Source organism: Klebsiella sp. RHBSTW-00484 (assembly GCF_013705725.1).
In the GTDB taxonomy this organism is placed as follows: domain Bacteria; phylum Pseudomonadota; class Gammaproteobacteria; order Enterobacterales; family Enterobacteriaceae; genus Klebsiella.
Genome location: NZ_CP055481.1, coordinates 2,793,955 through 2,820,205, shown reverse-complemented (window position 1 = coordinate 2,820,205; position 26,251 = coordinate 2,793,955). Strand labels below are relative to the sequence as shown.

General features: G+C 54.2%; 24 protein-coding genes. 19 read left to right on the top strand and 5 right to left on the bottom strand.

The genetic code is table 11. The features are described 5' to 3' along the window. Nucleotides 1-111: 111 nt before the first annotated feature. Together HV213_RS13410 and folM are read left to right on the top strand one after the other, a co-directional pair. Nucleotides 112-1,494, top strand: coding sequence for an amino acid permease (locus HV213_RS13410; protein ID WP_181486040.1), 1,383 nt, complete (start codon nt 112-114; stop codon nt 1,492-1,494). A 36-nt stretch (nt 1,495-1,530) separates the two neighbouring features. Then, a complete protein-coding gene (gene folM, locus HV213_RS13405) occupies nt 1,531-2,256 on the top strand; it encodes a dihydromonapterin reductase (RefSeq protein ID WP_181486039.1) in 726 nt (241 codons plus the stop codon). On the opposite strand, the gene HV213_RS13400 is transcribed toward folM, so the two are convergent. Beyond that, nucleotides 2,253-2,588 carry a GlpM family protein gene (locus HV213_RS13400; RefSeq protein ID WP_004119621.1) on the bottom strand — a complete coding sequence of 112 codons (336 nt, stop codon included), beginning with the start codon at nt 2,586-2,588 and terminating at the stop codon, nt 2,253-2,255. The two genes, folM and HV213_RS13400, sit on opposite strands and share 4 nt — an antisense overlap. A 127-nt stretch (nt 2,589-2,715) precedes the next feature. On the opposite strand from HV213_RS13400, the gene rstA reads away from it, so the two are divergent. The 3 genes from rstA to tus all read left to right on the top strand — a co-directional run bounded on the left by rstA (nt 2,716) and on the right by tus (nt 5,757). Beyond that, on the top strand, nt 2,716-3,432 hold the full coding sequence (gene rstA, locus HV213_RS13395; RefSeq protein ID WP_181486038.1) for a two-component system response regulator RstA: 717 nt from the start codon (nt 2,716-2,718) through the stop codon (nt 3,430-3,432). A gap of 15 nt (nt 3,433-3,447) precedes the next feature. Next, nucleotides 3,448-4,749 carry a two-component system sensor histidine kinase RstB gene (gene rstB / locus HV213_RS13390; protein WP_181486037.1) on the top strand — a complete coding sequence of 434 codons (1,302 nt, stop codon included), beginning with the start codon at nt 3,448-3,450 and terminating at the stop codon, nt 4,747-4,749. A 75-nt stretch (nt 4,750-4,824) separates the two neighbouring features. Continuing rightward, nucleotides 4,825-5,757 (top strand): DNA replication terminus site-binding protein, encoded by a 933-nt coding sequence (gene tus, locus HV213_RS13385; RefSeq protein WP_181486036.1) that lies wholly within the window; start codon nt 4,825-4,827, stop codon nt 5,755-5,757. Here tus and fumC read toward each other — a convergent pair. Then, nucleotides 5,747-7,147 carry a class II fumarate hydratase gene (fumC, locus tag HV213_RS13380; protein WP_181486035.1) on the bottom strand — a complete coding sequence of 467 codons (1,401 nt, stop codon included), beginning with the start codon at nt 7,145-7,147 and terminating at the stop codon, nt 5,747-5,749. The genes tus and fumC overlap by 11 nt on opposite strands. 142 nt (nt 7,148-7,289) lie before the next feature. After that, nucleotides 7,290-8,936 carry a class I fumarate hydratase FumA gene (gene fumA, locus HV213_RS13375; protein WP_110274019.1) on the bottom strand — a complete coding sequence of 549 codons (1,647 nt, stop codon included), beginning with the start codon at nt 8,934-8,936 and terminating at the stop codon, nt 7,290-7,292. 197 nt (nt 8,937-9,133) lie between these two features. Here fumA and manA point away from each other — a divergent pair, with 197 nt between their 5' ends. From manA to HV213_RS13360, 3 genes are all read left to right on the top strand, one after another. Next, nucleotides 9,134-10,309: a mannose-6-phosphate isomerase gene (gene manA, locus HV213_RS13370; RefSeq protein WP_181486034.1), complete on the top strand. Its 1,176-nt coding sequence runs from the start codon at nt 9,134-9,136 to the stop codon at nt 10,307-10,309. A gap of 101 nt (nt 10,310-10,410) precedes the next feature. Beyond that, nucleotides 10,411-11,970 carry a YdgA family protein gene (locus tag HV213_RS13365; protein WP_181486033.1) on the top strand — a complete coding sequence of 520 codons (1,560 nt, stop codon included), beginning with the start codon at nt 10,411-10,413 and terminating at the stop codon, nt 11,968-11,970. Nucleotides 11,971-12,188: 218 nt separating this feature from the next. Beyond that, complete coding sequence (locus HV213_RS13360; RefSeq protein WP_181486032.1) at nt 12,189-13,361, top strand: MalY/PatB family protein; 1,173 nt, start codon at nt 12,189-12,191, stop codon at nt 13,359-13,361. A gap of 50 nt (nt 13,362-13,411) precedes the next feature. Here the strand turns inward: HV213_RS13360 and HV213_RS13355 are convergent, their stop codons facing one another. Continuing rightward, nucleotides 13,412-14,440: a CorA family divalent cation transporter gene (locus HV213_RS13355; RefSeq protein ID WP_181486031.1), complete on the bottom strand. Its 1,029-nt coding sequence runs from the start codon at nt 14,438-14,440 to the stop codon at nt 13,412-13,414. Nucleotides 14,441-14,747: 307 nt separating this feature from the next. On the opposite strand from HV213_RS13355, the gene ydfZ reads away from it, so the two are divergent. From ydfZ to yedF, 3 genes are all read left to right on the top strand, one after another. Continuing rightward, on the top strand, nt 14,748-14,951 hold the full coding sequence (ydfZ, locus tag HV213_RS13350) for a putative selenium delivery protein YdfZ (RefSeq protein ID WP_181486030.1): 204 nt from the start codon (nt 14,748-14,750) through the stop codon (nt 14,949-14,951). Nucleotides 14,952-15,278: 327 nt separating this feature from the next. Beyond that, a complete protein-coding gene (gene yedE / locus HV213_RS13345; RefSeq protein ID WP_181486029.1) occupies nt 15,279-16,490 on the top strand; it encodes a selenium metabolism membrane protein YedE/FdhT in 1,212 nt (403 codons plus the stop codon). Continuing rightward, entirely contained in the window at nt 16,487-16,720 is a 234-nt protein-coding gene (gene yedF / locus HV213_RS13340; protein ID WP_110274012.1) for a sulfurtransferase-like selenium metabolism protein YedF, read from the top strand. The genes yedE and yedF overlap by 4 nt, the downstream gene beginning before the upstream one ends. A 59-nt stretch (nt 16,721-16,779) precedes the next feature. Here the strand turns inward: yedF and metQ are convergent, their stop codons facing one another. After that, nucleotides 16,780-17,595 (bottom strand): methionine ABC transporter substrate-binding lipoprotein MetQ, encoded by an 816-nt coding sequence (gene metQ / locus HV213_RS13335; protein WP_110274011.1) that lies wholly within the window; start codon nt 17,593-17,595, stop codon nt 16,780-16,782. 272 nt (nt 17,596-17,867) lie between these two features. On the opposite strand from metQ, the gene add reads away from it, so the two are divergent. From add to HV213_RS13295, 8 genes are all read left to right on the top strand, one after another. Further along, complete coding sequence (gene add, locus HV213_RS13330) at nt 17,868-18,872, top strand: adenosine deaminase (RefSeq protein ID WP_181486028.1); 1,005 nt, start codon at nt 17,868-17,870, stop codon at nt 18,870-18,872. A gap of 396 nt (nt 18,873-19,268) precedes the next feature. Next, entirely contained in the window at nt 19,269-19,841 is a 573-nt protein-coding gene (locus HV213_RS13325; RefSeq protein ID WP_181486027.1) for a fimbrial protein, read from the top strand. Between the two features lie 54 nt (nt 19,842-19,895). Then, on the top strand, nt 19,896-20,471 hold the full coding sequence (locus HV213_RS13320) for a fimbrial protein (protein WP_181486026.1): 576 nt from the start codon (nt 19,896-19,898) through the stop codon (nt 20,469-20,471). 49 nt (nt 20,472-20,520) lie between these two features. Then, the gene (locus tag HV213_RS13315) at nt 20,521-23,091 is read left to right on the top strand and encodes a fimbria/pilus outer membrane usher protein (protein ID WP_181486025.1); all 2,571 of its coding nucleotides are present in this window, start codon (nt 20,521-20,523) and stop codon (nt 23,089-23,091) included. Nucleotides 23,092-23,118: 27 nt separating this feature from the next. Next, nucleotides 23,119-23,853, top strand: a complete 735-nt coding sequence (locus HV213_RS13310) for a fimbrial biogenesis chaperone (protein ID WP_228288612.1) — start codon at nt 23,119-23,121, stop codon at nt 23,851-23,853. Continuing rightward, entirely contained in the window at nt 23,850-24,983 is a 1,134-nt protein-coding gene (locus HV213_RS13305; protein ID WP_181486024.1) for a fimbrial protein, read from the top strand. The genes HV213_RS13310 and HV213_RS13305 overlap by 4 nt, the downstream gene beginning before the upstream one ends. A gap of 114 nt (nt 24,984-25,097) precedes the next feature. Next, complete coding sequence (locus tag HV213_RS13300) at nt 25,098-25,637, top strand: fimbrial protein (protein WP_181486023.1); 540 nt, start codon at nt 25,098-25,100, stop codon at nt 25,635-25,637. Between the two features lie 28 nt (nt 25,638-25,665). Continuing rightward, the gene (locus HV213_RS13295) at nt 25,666-26,247 is read left to right on the top strand and encodes a fimbrial protein (protein WP_181486022.1); all 582 of its coding nucleotides are present in this window, start codon (nt 25,666-25,668) and stop codon (nt 26,245-26,247) included. Nucleotides 26,248-26,251 lie beyond the last annotated feature (4 nt).

The window sequence follows — 26,251 nt, the reverse complement described above, 5'->3', positions numbered from 1 at the left end:
CATGCATACAAAACACTCCGTAAAATCCCGCGCCTTAGCGCAATCCTCCATTTTTATGCGATTTCGCAAAATAAATATTCTTAGCTTTATGGTTATCACCTCGGGAATGCAATGGATAAGAAACTGGGCCTTAGCGCCCTGACCGCGTTGGTGCTCAGCTCGATGCTGGGTGCAGGTGTATTCAGTTTGCCGCAGAACATGGCGGCCGTCGCCAGCCCTTCCGCTCTGCTTATCGGCTGGGCGATTACCGGTGTGGGAATTCTGTTTCTTGCCTTCGCCATGCTGCTGCTGACCCGAATTCGCCCCGAACTCGACGGCGGCATTTTTACCTACGCCCGCGAAGGTTTTGGTGAGCTGATTGGCTTCTGCTCTGCATGGGGCTACTGGCTGTGCGCGGTTATCGCTAATGTCTCCTACCTGGTTATCGTTTTCTCCGCCCTAAGCTTTTTTACCGATACCCCAGAACTGCGCCTGTTTGGCGATGGCAACACCTGGCAGTCAATCGTGGGGGCTTCCGTACTGCTGTGGGTAGTGCATTTCCTCGTTCTGCGCGGGGTGCAGACGGCAGCGGGTATCAACCTGGCCGCAACGCTCGCTAAGCTATTGCCGCTGGGCGCGTTTGTCGCGTTGGCCGCCATCGCGTTTCGCCTGGAGACTTTCCGCCTCGATTTTAGCGGCCTGGCGCTAGGCGTTCCGGTGTGGGAGCAGGTGAAAAACACCATGCTGATCACCTTGTGGGTGTTTATCGGCGTTGAAGGCGCGGTAGTGGTTTCCGCCCGCGCTCGCAATAAACAGGACGTAGGACGCGCCACGCTGCTGGCGGTGCTGTCAGCCCTGGCGGTGTATCTGCTGGTGACACTGCTCTCTTTGGGCGTGGTTCCGCGCGCTGAGCTGGCGGAAATTCGTAATCCCTCGATGGCCGGGTTGATGGTCAAAATGATGGGGTCATGGGGCGAGATTGTTATCGCCGCAGGGCTGATTATCTCAGTTTGCGGGGCGTATCTGAGCTGGACAATTATGGCAGCGGAAGTCCCTTTTCTGGCGGCAACGCATAAAGCGTTCCCGCGTCTCTTCGCCCGGCAGAATAAAAATAACGCACCGTCGGCTTCGTTGTGGCTCACCAATATCAGCGTGCAGGTTTCACTGGTGCTGATCTGGCTCACCGGATCGGATTACAACACGCTACTGACTATCGCTTCCGAGATGATTCTGGTCCCCTATTTCCTCGTTGGCGCGTTTCTGCTGAAGATTGCGGCCCGCCCGCTGCATAAGGCTGTGGGTGTCGGAGCCTGCATTTATGGCTTATGGTTATTATATGCGTCCGGCCCTGTGCATTTGCTGATGTCGGTGATACTTTACGCCCCGGGTCTTCTGGTTTTCCTGTATGCCCGTCGTACACACCAGCACGATCGCTCGCTCAAACGCCGTGAATTGGCATTAATTGGTTTTTTGCTGGTTGCCGCCGTACCGGCAACGTGGATGCTGGTGGGGTAAGCGGTTGCCCTACCGCTGAACTCAAAGGAGATACCCATGGCTGAAATCCAGCCTCGCCCGATTCTGATAACAGGCGGAGGTCGTCGTATTGGCCTCGCCCTGGCCCACCATTTTTTGACACAACAACAGCCCGTTATCATCAGCTACCGCACGTACTATCCGGCTATCGACGCTCTGCGTGACGCCGGGGCTATCTGTTTGCATGCGGATTTCAGCACCGACGAAAGCATTCTGGCTTTCGCTGAAGAGGTGAAAGCGCACGCCAGCAGCGGTCTGCGAGCCATCATTCATAACGCCAGCGGCTGGATGGCGGAAAAGCCGGGAATTGCGTTAACCACGGTGCTTGCCAGCATGATGCAAATTCACGTCAACGCGCCCTACCTGCTTAACCATGCGCTGGAAAGCCTGCTGAGCGGTCACGGCCATGCTGCCAGCGATATTATTCACATCACCGATTACGTCGTGGAACGCGGCAGCGATAAACATATTGCCTACGCCGCCAGTAAGGCCGCGCTGGATAACATGAGCCGCTCGTTTGCCCGCAAGCTGGCACCGGAAATTAAAGTCAACGCCATTGCCCCATCGCTTATCCTGTTTAATGAAGGCGACGATGCAGAGTACCGTCGACAGGCGCTGGACAAATCGCTGATGAAAATTGCCCCGGGCGAAAAAGAGATTATCGACCTTATCGAATATCTATTCAGTAGTGGCTATGTGACTGGCCGCTCATTCGCCGTCGACGGCGGCCGTCATCTGCGTTAGTGAAAGCGGCTCCAGCCGATAATTAACAGCCACGCGCAAAGACTCCAACACACGACAGCACCTGCCAGAGCAAACGGCAGGCGCATCACCCCGGTGAAATACCACAGCGAAAGCAGATAGATAAAGTACGGAATGATTGACCACATGCCGAACACAATGGTAGTCCGCAGTGCTTCAATGCCCCGTTCGCTGGCGACGATATAGTGTGCAATCAGCGCGAAGGTAGGAAAGAGTGGAATTAACCCGGCGATATAGTAATTTTTCGTTTTGGACAGTACGCCGATCAGGACAACCACCAGCGCCCCGAGCAGCGCTTTAATCAACAACCCCATTCCTTTTGCCTTAACATTTAAACAACAAGTACCCGCAGCATAACGGAAGAACATTTGTTTATAAAAGAGTAATGGCAGGTAAATTAATCGCAGTGTATGTTAGCCCTTTTACATATACGCATAAAATATGAATAAAATCGTTTATGTTGAGGATGAGCCGGAAGTTGGTGCGCTCATCGCCGCTTATCTGGGAAAACACGATATGGATGTCATCGTGGAGCCGCGTGGAGACCGGGCGGAAGAAGTCATCGCTCGAGAAAAGCCGGATCTGGTGCTACTGGATATCATGTTACCCGGTAAAGACGGTATGACGCTGTGCCGGGATTTACGCGGCCAGTGGCAGGGCCCAATCGTGCTGCTGACCTCTCTTGACAGCGATATGAACCATATTTTATCGCTCGAAATGGGTGCCAGCGATTATATTCTGAAAACCACTCCACCCGCCGTACTGTTGGCTCGTTTGCGCCTGCATCTGCGTCAACATATCACCACACCAGCAGGCGGAGCGCCCTCCTCGCTCACGCCGCATAAAGCCATCACGTTTGGATCCCTGAGCATTGACCCGGTCAATCGCCAGGTGATGTTGAGCGGCGAAAGCATCGCGCTGTCCACGGCAGACTTCGATCTACTGTGGGAGCTGGCAACCCATGCTGGACAAATTATGGACCGCGACGCTCTGCTGAAAAACCTGCGCGGCGTGACCTACGACGGAATGGACCGCAGCGTTGATGTTGCTATCTCACGGCTGCGCAAAAAGCTTCTCGATAACGCGACTGAGCCGTATCGCATCAAGACGGTGCGCAATAAAGGCTATCTGTTCGCCCCGCACGCCTGGGATAATTAATTTACGGGTCTGGCTATGAAGAAACTGTTTGTGCAGTTTTACCTGCTGCTGTTCGTTTGTTTCCTGGTGATGACCATGATGGTCGGTCTGGTGTACAAATTCACCGCCGAGCGCGCAGGCCGTCAGTCGCTGGACGACCTGATGAAAAGCTCGCTGTATCTGATGCGTAGCGAGCTGCGGGAGATCCCACCTCGCGACTGGAGCAAAACCCTCAAAGAACTGGACCTGAATCTTTCCTTCGACCTGCATATCGAACCGATCAGCAAATTTAAGCTCTCGGAAAATTCGATGCAGCATCTGCGCGCCGGGGATATTGTCGCCCTCGATGACCAGTACACTTTTATCCAGCGAATACCGCGCAGCCACTATGTCCTTTCTGTTGGCCCGGTGCCCTATCTCTATTTTCTGCACGAGATGCGGCTACTGGATATCGCGCTGATGGCTTTTATCGCTATCTCGCTGGCCTTCCCGGTATTTATCTGGATGCGCCCCCACTGGCAGGACATGCTGCGAATCGAGACCGCCGCCCAGCGCTTTGGTGAAGGACATCTGACCGAGCGAATTCATTTTGACAGCATGTCCAGCTTTGAGCGTCTGGGCGTGGCGTTTAACCAGATGGCCGATAACATCAATGCGCTCATTGCCAGCAAGAAACAGCTGATTGACGGTATCGCTCATGAACTGCGCACGCCGCTGGTTCGTCTGCGCTATCGCCTGGAGATGAGCGAGAATCTGACTGAAGCGGAATCGCTGGCGCTAAACCGCGATATTGGCCAACTGGAAGCTTTGATTGAGGAGCTATTGACCTACGCCCGTCTTGACCGCCCGCAAAACGAACTGAAGCTCACCACCCCCAACTTCCCGGCGTGGATCAGCGCTCACATTGAAGACATTCAGATGGTTAACCCACAGCGCGAGGTGACGCTGAGTAAGGTCATCCCCGGAAATTATGGCGCGCTGGATATGCGTCTGATGGAACGCGTGCTGGATAATCTGGTCAACAATGCCCTGCGCTACAGTCATCAACGGATTCAAGTGAGCCTAACGCTAGAAGGCTCGCGTGCGACGTTGTGGGTAGAAGACGATGGTCCGGGGATTGCGCCTGATGAACGGGAGCGGATTTTTGAGCCATTTGTCCGCCTCGACCCCAGCCGTGACCGCGCCACCGGCGGCTGCGGTCTCGGCCTGGCTATCGTGCACAGTATCGCCCTGGCGATGGCCGGAGAGGTTCATTGCGACGCCAGTCCATTGGGCGGGGCAAGTTTCTGTTTTAGCTGGCCTATCTACCACCAGTTGCCTGATTTTACCTCTACCTGATTAGCCCTTGCGCAGATGCCGAGGCCTGAGTATAGTTAAAAAAACATCCAGTATGTTGTAACTAAGGTGGAAAATATGGCTAGCTATGACCTTGTTGACCGTTTGAATGACACCTTTCGTCAGTTGGAGCGAGAACTCCTGGTGCTGCGGCAGTCCCTGAGTACTTGCCGCCTGCTGGCTGCCCGGGTATTTGAGCTACCGCCGGTGAGCAAAAATGCCGAACACCAGCCGCTGGACGCGATCAATGTGGTTCAGCATACCGGCAAAACCGCGCTGGAGATGGCGCTCAGCCACTATAGCCACCTGTTTATCCAGCAGCAGTCGGAAAGTCGCAGCAGTAAGGCTGCCGTGCGTTTGCCAGGGGCGATTTGTCTGCAAACTGATATCAACGAGCAGGCCGAATTATTGCGCCAAATCGCCCATATCAACGCCCTCAAAGCGACCTTCGAGAAGATTGTCACCATTGATTCCGGACTCCCCAGCGCCGCGCGCTTCGAGTGGGTCCATCGCCATCTTCCGGGCCTGATTACCCTCAGCGCCTACCGCACGCTGACGCCGTTGCGTGACCCGAGCACCATCCGTTTCGGCTGGGCTAATAAGCATGTGATTAAAAACCTGACCCGCGATCAGGTACTGGTGCGGCTGGAGAAAAGCCTGCAATCGCCGCGCGCGGTTCCACCGTGGACTCGCGAACAGTGGCAAAGCAAGCTGGAACGGGAGTATCAGGATATTGCCGCCCTGCCGCAGCGGGCAAAGCTTAAGATCAAACGGCCGGTGAAAGTGCAGCCCATCGCCCGTGTCTGGTATACCGGGGAGCAAAAGCAGGTGCAATATGCCTGCCCCGGGCCGCTGATTACGCTGATATCCGGCACCAAAGGCGTCAGCGTGCCGGACCTGGGGGAATTGCTGAACTATGATGCCGATAACGTGCAGTACCGCTATAAACCGCAGGCACAGTCGCTCAGGTTATTGATCCCGAGGCTGCACCTGTGGCTGGCTAGCGAGTAGCCATGCTGCCGACCATCTCTTCAGGCCGCACCCAGCTATCGAACTCAGCTTCCGTCAGGTAGCCGAGCGCCAGCGCGGAAGCTTTCAGGGTGAGCCCCTCTTTATGCGCTTTTTTAGCGATTTCCGCCGCCTTGTCATAGCCGATATGGGTGTTGAGCGCTGTCACCAGCATCAGCGACTCATTGAGTAATTGGCTGATACGCTCGCGCTCAGGCTCGATCCCTATCGCACAGTGTTCGTTAAAGCTCTCTATACCGTCGGCCAGCAGGCGCACGGATTGCAGGAAGTTGTGGACAACCATCGGGCGATAAACGTTAAGCTCGAAGTTACCCGACGCGCCGCCGATATTCACCGCCACATCGTTACCCATCACCTGACAGCACAGCATGGTCAGGGCTTCGCACTGGGTCGGGTTGACCTTACCCGGCATAATCGACGATCCCGGTTCATTTTCCGGAATGGAGATTTCCCCAATCCCGCAGCGAGGACCGGATGCCAGCCAACGCACATCGTTGGCGATTTTCATCAGCGAGGCGGCCAGACCTTTTAGCGCCCCATGAGCATGCACCAACGCATCAACGGTCGCCAGCGCTTCAAATTTATTCGGCGCGGTAACAAACGGTTGACCGCTGGTGCTCGCCAATTCAGCCGCGACCCGCACCGCATATTCCGGATGTGTGTTCAGTCCAGTTCCGACCGCCGTCCCGCCCAGCGCCAGTTCCGCCAGATGCGGTAGGCCGTAGTCGATGTGTTTGAGGTTGTGTTCAAGCATCGCCACCCAACCTGAAATCTCCTGGCCGAGGGTCAGCGGCGTGGCGTCCTGTAGATGAGTACGGCCAATTTTGACGATATCGTTGAAGGCAACGGATTTATCGTAGAGGGTCTTTTTCAGCACATTAAGCTGGGGGATCAGCTTTACGCGTAGGGCAATAACCGCCGCCACGTGCATCGCCGTCGGGAAAACGTCGTTGGAACTTTGGCTTTTATTGACGTCATCGTTAGGGTGAACTTTACGCTCCATTCCCCGCACGCCGCCGAGCAGTTCACTGGCACGGTTAGCCAGCACCTCGTTCATATTCATATTACTCTGGGTGCCAGAACCCGTTTGCCAGATGGCCAGCGGAAACTCGTCGGGATGCTTGCCCGCCAGCACTTCATCAGCGGCCCGAATAATGGCATCAGCTTTCTCTGCCGCCAGCAGGCCGAGGTCGTGGTTCACTTTCGCCGCCGCGCGTTTGGTCAGCGCCAGCGCATAGATAAGCTCGCCCGGCATTTTTTCCGTCGAAATGCGGAAATGTTCCAGCGAGCGCTGGGTTTGCGCGCCCCATAGTTTATCTGCAGGCACGTCAATAGCACCCATTGAGTCTTTTTCACTGCGATGCGTTGTCATTACTTTCTCCTTGAATTCAAAGTGTGTAATAGCGACAAAGCTCACTTGCTTAAAGCGTTAAGTATGGGTCAGATTTATAAGTTGTTTTGGTGGTTCGTGCCGCTAAGCGGCATAAAAAAACCGCCCCGAAGGGCGGCTGAGATCATTTCACACAGCGGGTGCATTGTGAACTCTGGATCTGTTGGAAGAAGTCATTGCCTTTGTCATCCACCAGGATAAACGCCGGGAAGTCTTCCACTTCAATTTTCCAGATAGCTTCCATCCCCAGCTCCGGGTAGGCCACGCACTCCAGGCTGCGGATGCTCTGCTGCGCCAGCACCGCCGCCGGGCCGCCGATGCTGCCAAGATAGAACCCACCGTGTTTGTGACAGGCATCGGTGACTTGCTGGCTGCGGTTGCCTTTCGCCAGCATGATCTTGCTTGCACCGTGCGCTTGCAGCAGGTCAACGTAAGAGTCCATACGGCCCGCGGTGGTTGGGCCGAGGGAGCCGGAAGCGTAGCCGTCCGGCGTTTTCGCCGGGCCCGCGTAGTAAATCGGGTGATCTTTCACGTACTGCGGCAGCTCATCGCCGTTATCGATAATCTCTTTCAGCTTCGCATGGGCGATATCGCGCGCCACAATAATAGTGCCGCTCAGCGACAGTCGGGTCGACACCGGATACTGCGACAGCAGTGCCAGAATATCGCTCATCGGCTGATTCAGATTGACCTTAACCGCTTCGCCCTCACCGGCCTGGCGCAGATGCTCGGGAATATATTTCCCCGGGTTACTCTCCAGTTTCTCCAGCCAGATCCCCTCACGGTTGATCTTCGCTTTGATATTGCGATCCGCCGAGCAGGAAACCCCCATACCCACCGGGCAGGATGCGCCGTGGCGCGGCAGGCGTACGACGCGAATATCGTGAGCGAAGTATTTACCGCCGAACTGCGCACCGAGGCCGAGATTCTGCGCTTCCAGCAGCAACTCTTGCTCCAGTTGAATATCGCGGAAGGCCTGACCGTGCTCGTTGCCCTCAGTCGGCAAACCATCGTAGTACTTGGTTGAGGCCAGCTTAACGGTTTTCAGCGTAGATTCCGCCGAGGTGCCGCCAATGACAAAGGCAATATGGTACGGCGGACAGGCAGCGGTTCCCAGGGTACGCATCTTCTCGACGAGATAGTTTTTCAATTTCGCCGGGGTGATCAGCGCCTTGGTTTCCTGATACAGATAGGTTTTGTTCGCCGAGCCGCCGCCTTTAGCAATGCAGAGGAATTTGTATTCCTCGCCGTCGGTGGCGTAGAGATCAATTTGCGCAGGCAGGTTAGTGCCGGTGTTCACTTCTTTATACATATCCAGCGCTGCGTTCTGCGAATAACGCAGGTTATCCTGGATATAGGTGTTATAGACCCCCTGCGCCAGCGCCGCTTCATCGCCGCCGCCGGTCCACACACGTTGACCTTTTTTGCCGGTGATAATCGCGGTGCCGGTATCCTGGCAGGTCGGCAACACGCCTTTAGCGGCGATATCCGAGTTACGCAGGAACTGTAGCGCCACGTATTTATCGTTTTCGCTGGCTTCAGGGTCGTTGAGGATATCGGCGACCTGCTGCTGATGAGCCGGGCGAAGCATAAAGGAGGCGTCGTGGAAAGCGTGTTGTGCCAGTAGCGTTAGCGCCTGAGGTTCAACTTTCAGGACTTCCTGGCCGGCGAATTCGGCGACGGAGACGTAATCACTGCTGAGGAGGTAGTACTCGGTATCGTCCTTTTTCAGTGGAAAAGGATCCTGATATACAAACGGTTTATTCGACATTGTGCTCTCACTTACTGCTTGGCTGATTATATTTCAGGCAGACACTCCATTTGCCCGTAGAAAAGCGAGCCGATCGATTTTACACAATTTCTTAACAAAAACTGAGACCAGGACGACTTTTTCTTCGCGCCGGTTGCTTATCGGGCGTTTGCTGGTTTAATAGAGCCATTACTATCAAGTGGAAACAGGGATTGAGAATGCAAAAGCTCATCAACTCAGTGCAAAACTACGCCTGGGGAAGTCATACCGCCTTAACCGAACTTTATGGGATCGCCAACCCGAACAACCTGCCGATGGCAGAACTGTGGATGGGTGCGCATCCGAAGAGCAGCTCGCAGATTCTGGATAACGCCGGTACTCCGCGCTCGCTGCGTGACGTGATTGAAGGCGATAAAACCGCCCTGCTCGGGGCGAAAGTGGCAGAGCGTTTCGGCGAGCTACCGTTCCTGTTTAAAGTCTTGTGTGCCGCACAGCCGCTATCTATTCAGGTTCATCCGAACAAACAGGCCTCCGAAATTGGTTTCGCCAAAGAGAACGCTGCCGGGATCCCGCTTGATGCCGCCGAGCGTAACTATAAAGATCCAAACCACAAGCCTGAGCTGGTTTTTGCCCTGACCCCGTTCCTCGCCATGAACGCCTTCCGCGAATTTGCCGATATCGTCAATCTGCTGCAGCCGATAGCCGATGCCCATCCGGCCATTGCCCAGTTTCTTGCGCAGCCGGACGGCGAACATCTGAGCCAGCTGTTTGCCAGCCTGCTGAATATGAAAGGCGATGAGAAAGCGCACGCCTTAAGCGTCTTGCAGGCCGCGCTGGACAGCGAGCAGGGAGAACCGTGGCAGACGATTCGCCTGATCGCCGAGTTCTATCCGGACGATAGCGGCCTCTTCTCTCCGCTGCTGCTCAACGTAGTGAAGCTGAACCCAGGCGAGGCGATGTTCCTGTTTGCGGAAACCCCGCACGCCTACCTGCAGGGCGTGGCGCTGGAGGTGATGGCTAACTCGGACAACGTTCTGCGCGCGGGCCTGACGCCGAAGTACATTGATATTCCAGAGCTGGTCGCTAACGTTAAATTTACAGCCAAACCTGCGGGTGAGCTGCTGACTCAGCCAGTGACCCACGGCGCGGAGCTGGATTTCCCGATCCCGGTCGATGATTTTGCCTTCTCTCTGCACGACCTGTCTGCGCAGGCGTCAACCATCGCCCAGGATAGCGCGGCGATTCTGTTCTGCGTTGAGGGTGAAGCCGTTATCACTAAAGGCGAGCAAAGCCTGACGCTGACCGCGGGTGAATCGGCGTTTGTCGCCTGTAACGAATCGCCAGTACAGGTTAGCGGCACCGGTCGCGTAGCGCGCGTGTTCAATAAGCTCTAGTAAGTTACTGAACTTTTTATCCACAGTTGCTAGACTTTCACCCATCATGACAACACAACCAGGCGGCCCGATCCGCCTGGTTTCATTTATGGACAAATGCTATGAAAAAATCGCTGATCGCCGCAGGAGTTATCATCGCGTTGGGCGTCGTCTGGACCGGCGGCTCCTGGTACACCGGAAAGCAATTGGAAAGCCGTATTGCCGATATGGTGCAACAGGCCAATGCTCAGTTACAAAGCAGCGCACCGCAGGCAGGCGTTGAGCTGACTTATCAGGACTACCAACGCGGTCTGTTCAGCAGCCATTTACAGCTGGTGGTTAAACCGATTGCCGGTAAAGAGACCCGCTGGCTTGCTGCCGGACAATCGTTGGCCTTTGACGAAGTCGTCGATCACGGCCCCTTCCCGCTGGCCTCACTGAAAAACTTTAACCTCGCGCCATCGATGGCCTCCGTCAAAACCACGTTAGTCAATAACGACGCTAGCAAGGCGCTGTTCGACATCGCGAAAGGCGAAACACCGTTTACCATCGATACCCGCATCGCCTACAGCGGCGATAATCAGTCCGCGATTGTGCTCAATCCACTGGATTACGCGAAAGGCGATGAGAAGGTGACCTTCAGCGGCGGGCAGTTCCAACTGGATTCTGACCGTGAAGGTAAAACCATCAATCTGAGCGGCGAAGCGGGCAGCGGGCAGATCAACGCGGTTAACGAGTACAATCAGAAGATTCAGCTCACCTTTAATAACCTGAAAACCGATGGCACCACCGAGATGGCCAGCTTCAACGAGCGCATTGGCAAACAGGCCATCTCTCTGGAGAAGTTATCGGTTGGCGTTGAAGGCAAAGAGCTGGCGCTGTTTGAAGGGATGAAAGTCGACGGCAATTCCACGCTGACCGCCGACGGAAAAGGCATTAATAGCCAGCTGGATTACACCGTCAACAGCCTGAAGCTGCAAAATCAGGATATCGGTAGCGGCAGGCTAACCCTGAAGCTGGATAATATTGATGGCCAGGCTTTCCATGCGTTCAGCCAAAAATATAACACCGAGACGCAGGCGCTGATGGCAGATCCGCAGTTGGCGCAGGATCCTGAGCTGTACCAGCAGGCACTGACGCAAACCTTCTTTAGCACGCTGCCGATGATGCTGAAAGGCAATCCTTCGCTAACCATCGCACCGCTGAGCTGGCGTAATGCGAAAGGCGAAACGACGCTCAATTTCTCCATTCTGTTGCAAGACCCGTCGCAAAACACAACACCGCCGCAGACCCTGGCCGATGAAGTGGATCGTAGCGTCAAGTCTCTCGACGGCAAGCTGGTGATCCCTGTAGATATGGCAACCGCCTTTATGACCCAAATTGCCGGGCTTGAAGGCTATCAGCCCGAAGACGCCGCCAAACTGGCTGATCAGCAGGTGAAAGGCCTGGCGGCGATGGGCCAGATGTTCCGCATCACCACCATGGAAGATAACGCCATCACCTCCAGCCTGCAGTACGCTGACGGTCAGGTGACGCTCAACGGGCAAAAAATGCCGCTGGATGAGTTTGCCGGCATGTTTGGCTTAGAGCTTCCTGCTGTGTCGGAACCGGCACCGCAGGAAACCCTGCCACAAGAAACCACTCCGCAAGCGGTGGTTCCGCCAGCCGCCCCGCAGCAGTAAACAACAAATAGCCCCTTTACGAGGGGCTATTTCACATTACTGGCACTGTCGCATTTGAGAAATCCGTCACCTGCATCACTGGTAAATCAGCGTAAAATGCTGCGGCGATTCCGTCAGCTCTGAAAGCGAATCCAGAGGGCTATTTGATAAATGCCGTTGAGGCTTAAGTTCCGCTCCCCCTTCGTTACCGAAGGGAGACTCTGATTAAGGAAGTTCAGATGTTTGATTTTTCAACGCCGGTTGACCGTCACGGCACCTGGTGTACGCAATGGGATTACGTTGCCGACCGCTTCGGTACCGCCGACTTGCTACCATTTACTATCTCGGATATGGATTTTGCCACCGCCCCCTGCATTCTGGATGCCGTTAGCAAGCGTCTGGCGCACGGCGTGTTTGGCTATAGCCGCTGGAAAAATGATGAATTCCTTAGCGCGGTGAGCCACTGGTTCGCCAGCCGTTTTCATAGTCCAATCAACCGTGAAGCCATTGTTTACGGGCCGTCAGTTATCTATATGGTGGCGGAGATGATTCGCCAATGGTCCGAGCCTGGCGACGGTATCGTGGTGCATACGCCAGCTTATGACGCTTTTTATAAGACTATTGAAGGCAACCAGCGGTGCATTGCCCCGGCTCCGCTAACGCTCGACAACGGCCAATGGCGTTGTGATATGGCCGAATTTGAGCAGATACTGGCTCAACCACGTAATAAGGTCCTGCTGCTGTGCAGTCCCCAAAACCCAACTGGCAAAGTCTGGACCCGCGAAGAGCTGGAAACCATGGCGCAACTGTGCGAGAAGCATGGCGTGAAGGTGATCAGCGACGAGATCCATATGGATATGGTGTGGGCTGAACATCAGCATACCCCATGGTGCGATGTCGCTCGCGGCCCGTGGGCGCTGTTCACTTCCGGATCAAAAAGCTTCAATATTCCGGCTTTTACCGGTGCATACGGGTTAATTGACGATAGCACCACACGTGAAAGCTATTTACAGGCGCTCAAGAACCGCGACGGTCTCTCTTCCCCTTCTGTCCCGGCGCTGATCGCCCATGTTGCCGCCTATCGTGAAGGGGCCGCCTGGCTTGACGCTCTGCGCGAGTATCTGCAAGAAAACCTGCGCTACATCGCCCATGAACTCAATCTCGCTTTCCCCGAGCTAAGCTGGCAGCCACCGCAGGCAACCTATCTGGCGTGGATTGACCTGCGTGTGCTGGGCGTTGATGATCAGGCTTTGCAAAAAGCGTTAATTGAAGAGCAGAAAGTGGCCATTATGCCCGGCTACACTTACGGTGATGAAGGAAAGGGTTTTGTGCGCCTGAACGCGGGTTGCCCACGCGAGAAGCTAGAAAAAGGCGTTCAGGGGCTGATTGCCGCCCTGCGTTCGCTGCGCTGACCGCGCGTTAAACGACGAAAACGGTAGCGGTCAACCCGCTACCGCTGTCGTTAGAGCTCATCCCGCCGCCGAAAAGCCAAATATCCAGCCCCAATCGTAAATACGGCGACAATCACCACCAGCCAAATAAAACCATGATGGTTGGTCGATAGCGGTATTCCACCGACGTTCATACCAAAAAAGCCCGCGACGATATTAATTGGCAACGCAAGCACGGTAATCACCGTCAGGGTGTAGAGCGTGCGGTTGCTTTGTTCGAGCTGTCTGGCGCTGATCTCCTCCTGAAGCAAGCTGATCCGCTCAATCAATCCAGAAAGATCGTTCAGCACCACGGTAAACTCTTCGGTGAACTGGCGAAATTCCTGCACTACCGAGCGGTCGATCCACGCCGGAGGACGGTTAAGTAAGCGGAACATCGCCGCCGGTTCGGGCGCTAACAGACGCTGAAAGCGCAGCAGCATTCGCCGCAGACGCGCCAGATCGGCGCGATTACGCTGGACATGATTACTTAGCAAGCGTTCTTCAATCACATCCACGTGCTGGCTGGCCTGACGAACCACCTGCTCGAGAACTTCTTCTTGCTCTTCCAGCAAGAAAGCCAGCAGTTCGGTCGATGAATTCACTTTGAGGGTTTGCAAGCGCGGGAGCATCCATTCAATAAAGCGCAGCGGCTTATAGCGGGCGGTCACCACCAGCTTCTGGCTGCAATATAACCACAGCGTCGAGGTTTCCGAGTCGGTATCCTTGGGATGAAAAATGACATCGTTCAGAACGGCATACAAATTTTCGCCCTGCCGTTCAATCCTTGTGGTGTGGGAACCGCCACGGATCTCTTCAAAGAAAAAGTCAGCCACGGCAAACTGACTTTTGAGCCACTTCTCAGCGGTCGCATGATTGAGATTCAGATGCAGCCAGACAAAATCATTTTCCTTATCCAGTTGTTGATATTGGGTGCAAACCTCATTTGAGGTGATCCGCAGGGGTAAACTCCCTTCACGAAAGACATATCCGTGCACTAAGCCGGACACTTCCATATCAAAATCAGGCTTTAACATCTTACTGGTGACGTCTTGACTCATATATCCCTCAGGATCCTCAGTGAGCGCTAATTAAGCCCGAAGAAGGTTATCTTTCGCTATTATCGCGCATCTGACAAGCGTAATAATCCGTTCATAAAACGGTAACGTGAATGAAATGCTCCTTTATTGCTCAGCGCCATACCCCCTATGAATAATCAGACTTTAAATTTAACCATTCCACCCTATTATATTTTTAGCGAAAAACCGTTCATTATTTTGACAAAACTCAAAAAAAATCCTTCTCCGTAGGTGTATTAAAATGCCGTTTTAACCATCCCGTCAAAATAGACTTAAAAAGGAGGAAACAATGAAAACTTACGATCGTAACCGTAACGCTATCTCGACAGGCAGCATGGTTATGGTAGCCGACAATGGCGCGACGGGCGTTATTAAGGCCATTCACGGGAGCGGCAAAACGGCAGAGCAGCTCCGCCGCTCAGATTGCGTGGAAATTGAAGGCCATGAGGGATTATATTGTCCGCTGGGTCTCGTTCGCCTAGGATTCAATTAATATAAGAATAAGCTGACAATCCATCATCACCTCGGTAAAGCAGTGGATAGCCGCTTGTAAAAGGCCACAACGCGTGGCCTTTTACCTTCATATCATCGCCTCACTTTGATCCCGTCGAGAGTTTTAACTGCTCAAACGGCGTATTATTGCGCCTCTCCAACCCGATACGGGTAATATACCCGTCATACTTCAAGTTGCATGTTCGTTGGCTACGTTCGTTCACCCCTGTCACTTACTCAAGTAAGCTCCCGGGGATTCACTTACTTGCCGCCTGCCTGCAACTCGAATTATTTAGGGTATAAACCTTCTGAGTTCAGAGGCATTTTCATGACATGGCAACAATTCAAACAAGCGTGGCTGATTAAGTTCTGGTCACCCGTTCCCGCAGTTATCGCCGCCGGCATTCTCTCTACCTACTACTTCGGTATTACCGGTACCTTCTGGGCGGTCACCGGCGAATTTACTCGCTGGGGCGGACAGTTACTGCAACTGGTCGGCGTACACAGCGAACAGTGGGGCTACTACAAACTGATTCATCTTGAGGGAACACCGTTAACCCGCATCGACGGCATGATGATTATCGGCATGTTCGGCGGCTGCTTCGCTGCGGCGCTGTGGGCCAACAACGTTAAGCTACGCTTCCCGCGCAGCCGGGTTCGTATTCTCCAGGCCATCGCCGGAGGGATCATCGCCGGTTTCGGCGCGCGTCTGGCGATGGGTTGTAATCTGGCGGCATTCTTCACCGGCATTCCGCAGTTTTCTCTGCATGCCTGGTTCTTTGCCATCGCTACCGCTATCGGCACCTGGTTCGGCGCGCGCTTTACCTTGCTACCTATTTTTCGCATTCCGGTGAAGATGCAAAAGGTCTCTAGCGCGTCGCCTTTAACGCAAAAGCCAGATCAGGCGCGACGTCGTTTCCGCCTTGGGATGCTGGTATTTTTCGCCATGATCGCCTGGGGACTGCTGACGGCTGCGAATCAACCTAAGCTCGGTCTGGCCATGCTGTTCGGCGTTGGATTTGGCCTGCTGATTGAACGTGCACAGATCTGCTTTACTTCCGCTTTCCGCGATATGTGGATCACCGGGCGTACCAATATGGCGAAGGCGATTATTTTCGGTATGGCCGCCAGCGCTATTGGGATTTTTAGCTACGTGCAGCTTGGCATGGAGCCGAAAATTATGTGGGCAGGCCCTAATGCGGTCATCGGCGGCCTGCTGTTTGGCTTCGGCATCGTGCTGGCGGGCGGCTGTGAAACCGGCTGGATGTACCGTGCTGTTGAGGGACAGGTGCATTTCTGGTGGGTCGGATTGGGCAACGTTATTGGCTCAACTATCCTTGCTTATTACTGGGATGGGCTCTCACCGGTGCTGGCAACCAACTGGGATAAAATCAATCTGTTAGCGACATTTGGCCCCTTCGGCGGCCTGCTGGTGACCTATCTTTTGCTGCTTATCGCGCTCATTTTGGTCATCGCCTGGGAGAAACACTTTTTCCGCCGCAAGTCCCTCGCCGCCGCGTCCATTAAGGAGACAGCATGAAAACTATCGTTCCTGATTATCGCCTCGATATGGTTGGCGAACCCTGCCCCTATCCGGCAATCGCCACTCTGGAAGCTCTGCCTTCGTTAAAGAAAGGCGAAATTCTGGAAGTGGTCAGCGACTGTCCGCAGTCGATTAACAATATCCCGCTGGATGCGAAAAATCATGGCTACACCGTGCTTGATATCCAGCAGGATGGGCCAACCATTCGTTATTTAATTCAAAAATAGGCGCGAGCCAACAGGCCCGGCGGCGTCTGACGCCTTACCGGGCCGGGTATTTCACAGGATTACCAGCCTTTCACCGCATCACCTTTATAAAGCTCCTCCGCCGCAGCGGCGACTTCATCGCTTTGATAGGCTTTTACCAGGTTTTTCACCTTTTCACTGTCTTTGTTTTCGATGCGGCTGGCGAAGATGTTGACGTAAGGCGAGTCTTTGCTTTCGACAAACAGGCCATTGCGCGACGGTGACAACCCCACCTGGCTTGAGAAGGTGGTATTGATGATCGCCATCGTTATTTGCTGGTCGTCCAGCGCGCGGGTTAGCTGCGGGGCCTCAATTTCAACAATCTTCAGATTTTTCGGGTTGCTGATAATATCCAGCGAGGTCGGCAACAGCCCGACGCCATCTTTAAGCGTAATCAGCCCCTGTTTTTGCAGCAGAAGCAGCGCACGTCCAAGGTTGGTCGGGTCATTCGGCACCGCGACCTGTGCGCCATCTTGCAACTGGGCGACCGAATTGATTTTCTTCGAGTAGGCGGCTATCGGATAAACAAACGTCGTCCCCACTTCAACCAGTTTGTAACCGCGCTCCTGAATCTGTTTATCCAGATAGGGCTTGTGCTGGAAGGCATTAGCATCCAGGTCGCCGTTGTTGAGCGCCTCGTTGGGAAGAACGAAATCATTAAACGTCACGACTTCAACATCGAGATTGTATTTCTCTTTTGCGACTTTTTGCGCCACCGCCCACACTTCCTGGTCAACGCCCGCGCTAATCCCCACTTTGACGTGATTGGGGTCCTGCTCAGAAGGTTTGCAGCCACTCAGCAACAGTGCGCTTGCCACAGCCAGCGATACCGTGATTTTTTTTAACGTGAAAACCATATTCCCAGGGTCCTTTTTAAAATAGCCTGCCACTCATTGCAGGAAAACTAGTGCCGGAGACTATAAAAAATCTCGCTGGCAAAATTAAAGACTGTTTCACTATGATTAATAGCGTTTTGCTATGAACGCTACCGTCGCCCATGCGCTAAAAAGGGTAATCCTCCCCGCTTTTTCTCTTTTCCATTGATTTATTCGGTATTTTTCAGAGCTTTTAACCGTTTATCGCTCTGATGTACAATAGTGCGCACTTTAACTAAAAAAAGAGTGCGACCATGATTGATTCAACTTTGCCACTAACCGACATTCACCGCCACCTTGATGGCAATATCCGGGCCCAAACTATTCTCGATCTTGGCCGTCAGTTCAATCTTTCTCTTCCGGCAAACACTCTTGATACCCTGCGCCCGCACGTACAGGTCACCAGCAATGAACCTGACCTGGTGAGTTTTCTCTCTAAGCTGGATTGGGGCGTGAAAGTGCTGGCCTCGCTGGAAGCCTGCCGCCGCGTCGCTTACGAAAACCTCGAAGATGCCGCGCGAAATGGTCTGCACTATGTTGAACTGCGCTTCTCCCCGCGCTATATGGCAATGACACACCAATTGCCGGTTGCAGGCGTGGTAGAAGCGGTCATCGCTGGCGTGAAAGAAGGCAGCCGCGATTTTAACGTTGAAGCGCGTCTGATCGGAATTCTGAGCCGCACCTTTGGTGAGACGGCGTGTAACGAGGAACTGGAAGCCCTGCTTGCCCACCGCGACGGCATTACTGCTCTCGACCTCGCCGGAGATGAACTCGGTTTTCCTGGCAATCTGTTTATGGACCACTTCAGCCGCGCCCGCGATGCGGGTTGGCGCATTACCGTGCACGCGGGAGAAGCCGCAGGCCCGGAAAGCATCTGGCAGGCGATTCGTGAGCTGGGCGCGGAACGTATCGGTCACGGCGTAAAAGCGGTACAAGATCTGGCGCTGATGGATTATCTTGCCGCACAGCGGATCGGTATTGAGTCCTGCCTGACGTCAAATATCCAGACCAGTACCGTACCCTCACTGGCCCAGCATCCGCTGAAAACGTTCCTGGAACACGGCGTGCTGGCCTGCATTAACACTGATGACCCGGCCGTACAGGGCGTTGATATTATCCACGAATACACCGTCGCGGCTCCGGCTGCGGGACTGAGCCGCGAACAAATTCGTCAGGCGCAGGTGAATGGTCTGGAACTCGCTTTTTTAAGCCCACAGGAAAAAACAGCATTGATTGCACGCGTACAACAGGCTTCATAATATTTACCCCCCGCGTCAACGCGGGGATTTCTTTATATCGAGTTAATTAGCTCAATTTTTACCACAACAATAAATAACTGTAAAACACACAAAAACAAACTCAACAGGATATTAATTAACAGGAACCTGTAATAAACAATTCTCTTGAATTGTTATTTTTGACACTTTATTATCCTGAAACACAAAACGGGCCACATCATAATAATATAGCAAAACCTTTTAAATGTTCAACTAATAAAAGGCTGAGCACATCCAATTAATATTAATTATTGTTATCCGTATGTGTTTTAAAAAATGCTTACGTTACATGAACCCCTAAATAACTCGAGACGCGCAATGTGACTGCCAATTCGAGTCTATGGCGGGAGTATTATTACTTCAAAGGACGTGAATTTTATGAATATCCAGACAACATTGATTGCCGGTACTACGGCGCTGATGCTGGCCTCTCCGTTGGTTCAGGCATCGGACGGTACCATCACCTTTAACGGAACCATCACCGCCTCAACCTGCGTTGTCGCCGGGGCGGCGCAAACCGGCCGGACTCACTCCACCGCTGCGACGATTAACCTGCCAACGCTGCCAACATCGGCTTTCGACAGCGGCACCAACATCGCGGGCACCACCAACTTTGAGATCCTGCTGACCGGTTGTCTGGCAACCACCAGCTTGCAAAACGTGCGCGCCCTGTTCACCACCGCTGATACCGTCAGCAACGGCGTGATCGTCGCAGGTGCGAATGGTAACAGCGCCGCTGCAGGCAATATTGGGGTCATTCTTCAGACAGAAACAGGCGCGGCCATTGACGTCAACGGCGGGACCAATCTGGATCCGGGCGCAGCACTGCCAACAACTTCTGGCGATGTGACCATGAAATATCAGGCCTCTTATTCCGTCGTCAATAGCGGCGCTGCGGTCACCGCTGGCGCGGTTTATAACACCATTAACTACGAAATATCTTATTTTTGATTTTATCTCCCGGCCACTGGTCGGGAGGTTATCCACCGCCAGGTTATCGCTGATATGAAAATAAAATTGCTGGCTCTAACTTTAATTCTGTCGTCTCCTTTATTGCAGGCTACCGAGGGTTCATTGACCCTTTCCGGCGCGATTACCGACAGCACCTGCAACGTGTTAGGCGTCATTTCCGATAGCGAAATTAGCACTGCTCAGCCGGTACTTAATCCAGTCATCACTCTGACTAATCTTTCTGAATACTCAAATTCCGCCACCAGCTTTCGCTGGTTCCAAATCCATATCAAAAACTGCTACGCAGCGGCTCAACGGCAAAATATCCGCGTCCGTTTAACCAGCCCCTACGCCGACAGCAGCGGTTATCTACGCAATGCCATCAGCGGCGGCGCTCAGGGGAAGGTCATCATGCTGTATGAGCGCAGCGTGACCAACAACAGCAACCAGAGTCTGCCGGTAGGTCAGGGTCGATCGGCAACAGCATGGTTCAACCTGCCAGCGCTGAGCGGCAGTGAGGACGGCACCATACGGCTCGGTTTTATCGCTTCCGCCCATACCGCATATGGCGAAACAGCCACGCCCGGCGCGTTTTCTACCTTTGTCGATTACGAGATGGAATACCAGTAATCAGGCGGCGTAAAACACGACAACAACACAAAATAGTTAAGGAAATGGCGTGACAGGTTACGGAAAACAGCTCTCGGCTGGCTTTGTTCTCAGCGCACTCTTTGCGCCTGTTCACCACGCGCTGGCCATCGGCAGTGAATATGAGACCCAGTTTTTGCGTAAAGATAAGCGCGGAGCAACAGCCGAAGTTTTTCTCTATCACAATGCGGTAACGCCAGGCCTGAAAACCGTCGATTTCACCCTGAACGATCGCTTTATAGATCGTTATTCAATTTTGTTTGTTGAAGACAGACAAAACAAAACGGCTGTCCCCTGCCTTTCCACCGCGTTTCTGCAACAATTGGGGATACGCACCGAACAGTACAACGGCTGGCGACTCCCCGCAGATGCTGACGGGGAAATCGACCCGGCAACGCTGACCGCCAGCCAGTGCGAAGACATTACCACCCGCATTCCAGCCGCGACCGTCAGCTACGATAATAGCCTGCAAACATTATCTCTTCAGGTACCTCAGGAAGCAGTTAAGCGCATCGATTCCGCGATGCTTTCGCCTAAAGAATGGGATGATGGCGTTGCGAATCTACGCACCAGCTACAGCGGCTACTTATACCAATCACAGCTTAAAGATGCTGGCGAGAGCGATGACAAAATCAGCCGCAGCGCATGGATTAGCCTGAACAGCACGGGCGGAGCCGGTCCCTGGCGGCTGTTTAGTACTGACTCCTTCAGTAAAAATGAAGATAACGGCTGGGAAACCAATCACGATAGCCTCTATCTCAATCGGGGCATTGCCGCCGCCCGCGGCCATATTTCCATCGGCGATATTTTTACTCAGTCACGCAGTGCGATTCTCAATAATATTCCCTTGCGCGGCGTGACGCTGGCGACCACCGAACGCATGATGCTCGATAATCAGTTTGATTTCTCCCCGGTTATCCGTGGCATCGCTCGTACCAATGCAAAAGTAACCATCCGTCAGCAAAACTCAACGATTTACAGCACCACGGTCACTCCGGGAGCCTTTGCCATTGACGACCTTTCCAGCGCGCGTTCGGGTGCTGACCTAGAAGTGACGATTGAAGAGGCTGATGGTAGCCGACAAGTGTTCCGGGTGCCCTATTCCACGCTCCCTACCATGATCCGCCCCGGTGCGCTGCGCTATAGCGCGGCAGCGGGCCAATATCGACAAAATAGTCATGCCGAAGGTGAACCCTGGCTGGGTTTCGGCAGCCTGGAGTACGGTTTTGAACATCTGACGTTACTCTCCACCGCGCTGGTCGCGGAGGACTACCAGTCGCTGTCGGCGGGTGCGGCATGGAACATCGGTGCTATCGGCGCTTTTTCGCTGGAGCTGGCAGGAGCCCGCTATCGCGAAACCTGGCAAAACGAGGCCCAAAAAAACGGTTCCGCGCTACGGGTGCTTTATGCCCGCTATTTCGAGTCCACTGACACTAATCTTCAGGTTGCAGGCTACCAGTATCATTCCCAGGGTTTTATGGACTTCAGCGATTACATGGAGAGATATCACCATGAGGAGGTGAATGGCTACGACTACGGTGAGGAAGGCTGGAACCGTCGCCGTCGTAGCCGAACGGAGATCAATCTCAATCAGGAGTTGAACACCTGGGGTAACCTCTATTTTGCCCTAAGCCAGGACCGCTACTACCACACCTCGGAGAAAAACAGCACCCTCACCGCCGGTGGCGGCACGCAAATAGGCCCGGCCAGCGTCTCCCTGACCTGGAGCTGGACGAAAAGCGATCAGAGCAAAGACAACCAGCTCAACCTGAACGTCAGCATCCCTTTTGACTGGGGAAAACGCCAGCACAACGCGGGTTCGCTCAATTACGGAATGACACGCAACCGGGATAACCAGTATAGCCAGACGCTGGGCTATTCCGGCAACGCGCTGGACAACGCCCTGACTTATTCCGCCAATCTTCAACGCGATCCGGGCGGCGGCACCAGCGAATCGCTCTCCCTCGGTTACGGCTCAAGCCTCGGTGCCTTCAACGGTTCCATCGGGCACAGCGACGACGTCATGCAATTCTCCGCAGGCATGAGCGGCGGCCTGGTGCTCTATTCCGGCGGCATCCTGCTCGCCCCGATGCTGGGCGATACCATCGGCATTATCGAAACGCCTGATGCAAAAGGCATTCAGGTGAGCGGAAACAGCAGCACCAATACCGATCGCTGGGGGCGTACGGTGCTCTCATATATGACGCCATACCGCTACAACACGCTGACTCTGGATACCAGCAAAACCGAAGGCGTGGAGCTGAAAGAGTCTTCCCGCAAGATTGTCCCGACCCAGGGGGCCGCCGTTCTGCTGCATTTCGCCACCCGTATCGGTCGTCGGGCAATGGTTGAGATCCGCAGTAGTAAATCCATCCCCCTTGGCGCGCTGATTTACGTCGAAGGTGAAAAAGATGAAGCAGGGATCGTCGGGAATAAAGGCCTGGCTTATCTCAGCGGCATCGCCGCCGACCGCGAGCAAAAACTGCGCGTGCAGTGGGGAGAAACGCCCGCCCAGCGCTGCTATTTCCTGCTACCTGTAGCGAGCGGAGCGCAACTGGAGCCCAATAACTGGTATCAGAAAGTCGCCGTCCAGTGTCAGTAATATCGTACTTATCACAAGGAAAAGACCATGAAAGGGAATCACATCCTCAAAGCACTAATTCCGCTGGCCCTTGTCGCCAGCATGATGCCATCGGTACAGGCCGCCGTGCGTCCCATGTTGACCCGTATCGTCGCGTACGCAACGGATAAAGAGACTCCGGTAGATATTATTAACGACGCGCCGCAGGCCTACATGGTGCAGTCCTGGCTGGAGGATACCCAGGGAAATGACGATAACATCCCGCTGGTCCTGACCCCGCCGGTGATGCAACTTGATGGCAAAAAGCAGGGCAAGCTGCGCCTGGTGGTGATCCCCGGCGGCATTCCCGAGGACCGGGAGTCCGTTTACTGGCTGGCGGTACAAGAGATCCCGCCAAAAGCTTCCGGCGACGGCGGGAATAAGCTGGTCATGGCGATCCGTAGTCGAATTAAAGTTTTCGTTCGCCCGACGGGACTCAACGGCGACGACGCGCGCAGTGCCGTCAAACAGCTGAAATGGCAGGTGGAAAAGAGCGGCGGTAAAACCTGGCTTATCGCCAACAACCCTACCCCCTACTACATCAGCTTCGGCAGGCTGGCGCTTAAGCGGGCCGGAAAAGCGGAAGTGATGCTCAATGACAAATTCCATATGCCGCCGCCGAAAGGGAGTCAGCGCTATGAGGTTCCGCCAGCCTTTGCCGGAGGCCAGGCCACGCTGACGTGGAGCGCAGTGCACGATTATGGCGGCACAGGAGAAGAATTAACCCAGCAGGTGGCGCTGTGAAGCGATCGGTCGCGGGGATACTGAGCGGCCTCATCTGCACGCATCCGGCGCTCGCCGCCAACATCAGCGAGGAGGTTTACTGGTTTGATGGCGACCGTGCGGGCCAGAAGGCGGCAACCTGCCTCTACCACACGCCTGACCGACTGCCGTTTGCCGAGATCATCCCATTGGTTGTCGATAATGCTCAGCCGTACGGCACGCGACTCTGGTCATGGGATTACGCCACCTTTTTACCGGATTACACCCTCTCTTGCGTCGGCTCGGGGATCGGTAACTCGACGCCCCAACTACGCGACGCCGCGCATGATAATCCCTCTAACCGGCAACTGTGCCTCACGGTGAAGGGCGGCGATGAACTGATGCCGACCACTAATCCCGGCGTGGGGATCCGCTGGCACTTTCGTACCGCGCAGGGGGAAATCGTGAAAAACCAGTCCCAGCTTAGCGCCTGTGCCAGCCTGGAGGTCAGCAGCGACAGCGCGGGTCGCTACATTTTTAACCCCGGGAAAGTCGCCACCTTGTCAGCCAAAGCGGAACTGGTGAAAACCGCGGAGGTGGTATACGGCACGGCGATATCGCCACTGACCAGTCAACTCTGGCTTGATACCGGCGTGGCGCAGAGCAGTAGCGTGAATCTTGGGCTGGGTGGCATAACGCCAATCGCGCCCGCCTGTCGGCTCTCAACAAAAGCGTATCAGGTGGAGATGGGGCGTTGGGTGGTCCGCAGTAAACAAGAACTTCCGGCTCGCGGCGCACAAACGCCGTTTGAGCTACAGCTGGAGTGTACCGGTCAGGTGGCGCACCTGCGCCTGCGCTTTGAAGACAGCGGCACGCAGACCTCGGCGCAGCAGAATATCGTGCTGTATCAGCATGACGATAGCAAAAGCATTGAGGGGCTGGAGATTGAGATGCTGCTTAACGGCAAGCGTATTCATGTCGGTGATGGTACTCCTGTGGACGCGGGAGCATACGGGAACAACGGGCAGAATAATAGCCTCCCTGTCTATCGTACCGCCTCCCCCCTCGCCCTGACGGCTCGATACGTTCAATACGCAGCCATTACCAGCGATGGGAAACCCTACACCGGCGGCATCAAGGGCAAGGTCAATATCTGGGTGACCTACGACTAAAAGTTCACTCGTCAATAAACGGTCCGTTGTTTGGCGGACAATAACATCGAAATACACCAGGGGATGGCAATGAGAATAAAACTGAAGACGATATTACCAGGGGCGCTCCTTTTTATGAGCGCGACCCTCGCATGGGCAAACGAGGGTTCCCTCACCGTGTTGGGCAAAATCAGCGATGGCACCTGCGAGATTTCAGGCGCGGCAGCAGAAGGCGGAACGCCCTCCACGAATGCCACCATCCGGCTCCCCAAAGTCTCTACCCGCTTAACCAACGGAACCAGCGACATCAGTCGTTTTTATATTTATCTAAAGGGATGCAAAGCGACGGCTACCCTGAAAAATATCGTCGTCGGGTTTTATGCCAATAATACCTCCGGCGATTACCGGCTAACAAACACGACAGCGAACGGGGCAAGCAATCTGGGCATTGAGATTTTGCACTGGTATGAAAAAACACAATGGGGATCCCCGAGCTCAGGGGTAACCATGAGTTTTAATGGTTACACCGATAGCCGCTCGATAATTGCGTTATCGGAAGACCGGGAGGATATCGCCATTATGTACGGCGCAAGCTATCGGAAACTGGATCCTGCCAAACCCATTACCGCCGGGCGCATCACCAGCACGGCTTATTACGAAGTGACTTATTTTTGATTACCTGGCTCAAAAAGGAATTTTACCCATGAAAAGAATACCCGCGAGCGCATTCTCAGGGTTGTTGGCATGCCTTATCTCTTCCTCCGCCATCGCCTGGGACGGTGCTCTCAACTTCGAAGGAGAAGCCGTGCAGTCGACCTGCGTCTTTGACGGCATTTCGGTGGCGGGCGGCACCCCGTCGATGAATCCGGTTATCCAGTTACCTGACGTGTCTGCTGAAGTGCTGGCCGACGGGGAAATTGCCGGTGAAACGACGCTATCACTGCATTTTCGCGACTGTGTCCTTATGGAAGGTGAGAACACCGGCTATCCCACGTTTCACACCGATAATGTCTCCAGCGATGGCAGCTTATATATGCCAACCAATACTCCTGATAGCGCAAAAAATGTTGGCTTCCAGATTACCAACTACTCAAGGGATGGCGCTCATTCGGGCATTCAAAGGCCAAACTACACCGGCAATAGCTATGCTGCCTGGTTTGCACAAACGAAAGGCGATTTGATAAACGATCTATACCGGGTCTCTTATCGCAAAGTACCCGGCAGCGGTGCGGTGGTCCCGGGAAAGATGAACGCCTCGCTCACATATAACATCACTTATTATTAAACCA

What these genes read in the sequence shown, in the direction of transcription:
- HV213_RS13410 (WP_181486040.1), top strand. Translation starts at nt 112, where the DNA reads ATGGATAAGAAACTGGGCCTTAGCGCCCTGACCGCGTTGGTGCTCAGC.
- folM (WP_181486039.1), top strand. Translation starts at nt 1,531, where the DNA reads ATGGCTGAAATCCAGCCTCGCCCGATTCTGATAACAGGCGGAGGTCGT.
- HV213_RS13400 (WP_004119621.1), bottom strand. Translation starts at nt 2,588, where the DNA reads ATGGGGTTGTTGATTAAAGCGCTGCTCGGGGCGCTGGTGGTTGTCCTG.
- rstA (WP_181486038.1), top strand. Translation starts at nt 2,716, where the DNA reads ATGAATAAAATCGTTTATGTTGAGGATGAGCCGGAAGTTGGTGCGCTC.
- rstB (WP_181486037.1), top strand. Translation starts at nt 3,448, where the DNA reads ATGAAGAAACTGTTTGTGCAGTTTTACCTGCTGCTGTTCGTTTGTTTC.
- tus (WP_181486036.1), top strand. Translation starts at nt 4,825, where the DNA reads ATGGCTAGCTATGACCTTGTTGACCGTTTGAATGACACCTTTCGTCAG.
- fumC (WP_181486035.1), bottom strand. Translation starts at nt 7,147, where the DNA reads ATGACAACGCATCGCAGTGAAAAAGACTCAATGGGTGCTATTGACGTG.
- fumA (WP_110274019.1), bottom strand. Translation starts at nt 8,936, where the DNA reads ATGTCGAATAAACCGTTTGTATATCAGGATCCTTTTCCACTGAAAAAG.
- manA (WP_181486034.1), top strand. Translation starts at nt 9,134, where the DNA reads ATGCAAAAGCTCATCAACTCAGTGCAAAACTACGCCTGGGGAAGTCAT.
- HV213_RS13365 (WP_181486033.1), top strand. Translation starts at nt 10,411, where the DNA reads ATGAAAAAATCGCTGATCGCCGCAGGAGTTATCATCGCGTTGGGCGTC.
- HV213_RS13360 (WP_181486032.1), top strand. Translation starts at nt 12,189, where the DNA reads ATGTTTGATTTTTCAACGCCGGTTGACCGTCACGGCACCTGGTGTACG.
- HV213_RS13355 (WP_181486031.1), bottom strand. Translation starts at nt 14,440, where the DNA reads ATGAGTCAAGACGTCACCAGTAAGATGTTAAAGCCTGATTTTGATATG.
- ydfZ (WP_181486030.1), top strand. Translation starts at nt 14,748, where the DNA reads ATGAAAACTTACGATCGTAACCGTAACGCTATCTCGACAGGCAGCATG.
- yedE (WP_181486029.1), top strand. Translation starts at nt 15,279, where the DNA reads ATGACATGGCAACAATTCAAACAAGCGTGGCTGATTAAGTTCTGGTCA.
- yedF (WP_110274012.1), top strand. Translation starts at nt 16,487, where the DNA reads ATGAAAACTATCGTTCCTGATTATCGCCTCGATATGGTTGGCGAACCC.
- metQ (WP_110274011.1), bottom strand. Translation starts at nt 17,595, where the DNA reads ATGGTTTTCACGTTAAAAAAAATCACGGTATCGCTGGCTGTGGCAAGC.
- add (WP_181486028.1), top strand. Translation starts at nt 17,868, where the DNA reads ATGATTGATTCAACTTTGCCACTAACCGACATTCACCGCCACCTTGAT.
- HV213_RS13325 (WP_181486027.1), top strand. Translation starts at nt 19,269, where the DNA reads ATGAATATCCAGACAACATTGATTGCCGGTACTACGGCGCTGATGCTG.
- HV213_RS13320 (WP_181486026.1), top strand. Translation starts at nt 19,896, where the DNA reads ATGAAAATAAAATTGCTGGCTCTAACTTTAATTCTGTCGTCTCCTTTA.
- HV213_RS13310 (WP_228288612.1), top strand. Translation starts at nt 23,119, where the DNA reads ATGAAAGGGAATCACATCCTCAAAGCACTAATTCCGCTGGCCCTTGTC.
- HV213_RS13300 (WP_181486023.1), top strand. Translation starts at nt 25,098, where the DNA reads ATGAGCGCGACCCTCGCATGGGCAAACGAGGGTTCCCTCACCGTGTTG.
- HV213_RS13295 (WP_181486022.1), top strand. Translation starts at nt 25,666, where the DNA reads ATGAAAAGAATACCCGCGAGCGCATTCTCAGGGTTGTTGGCATGCCTT.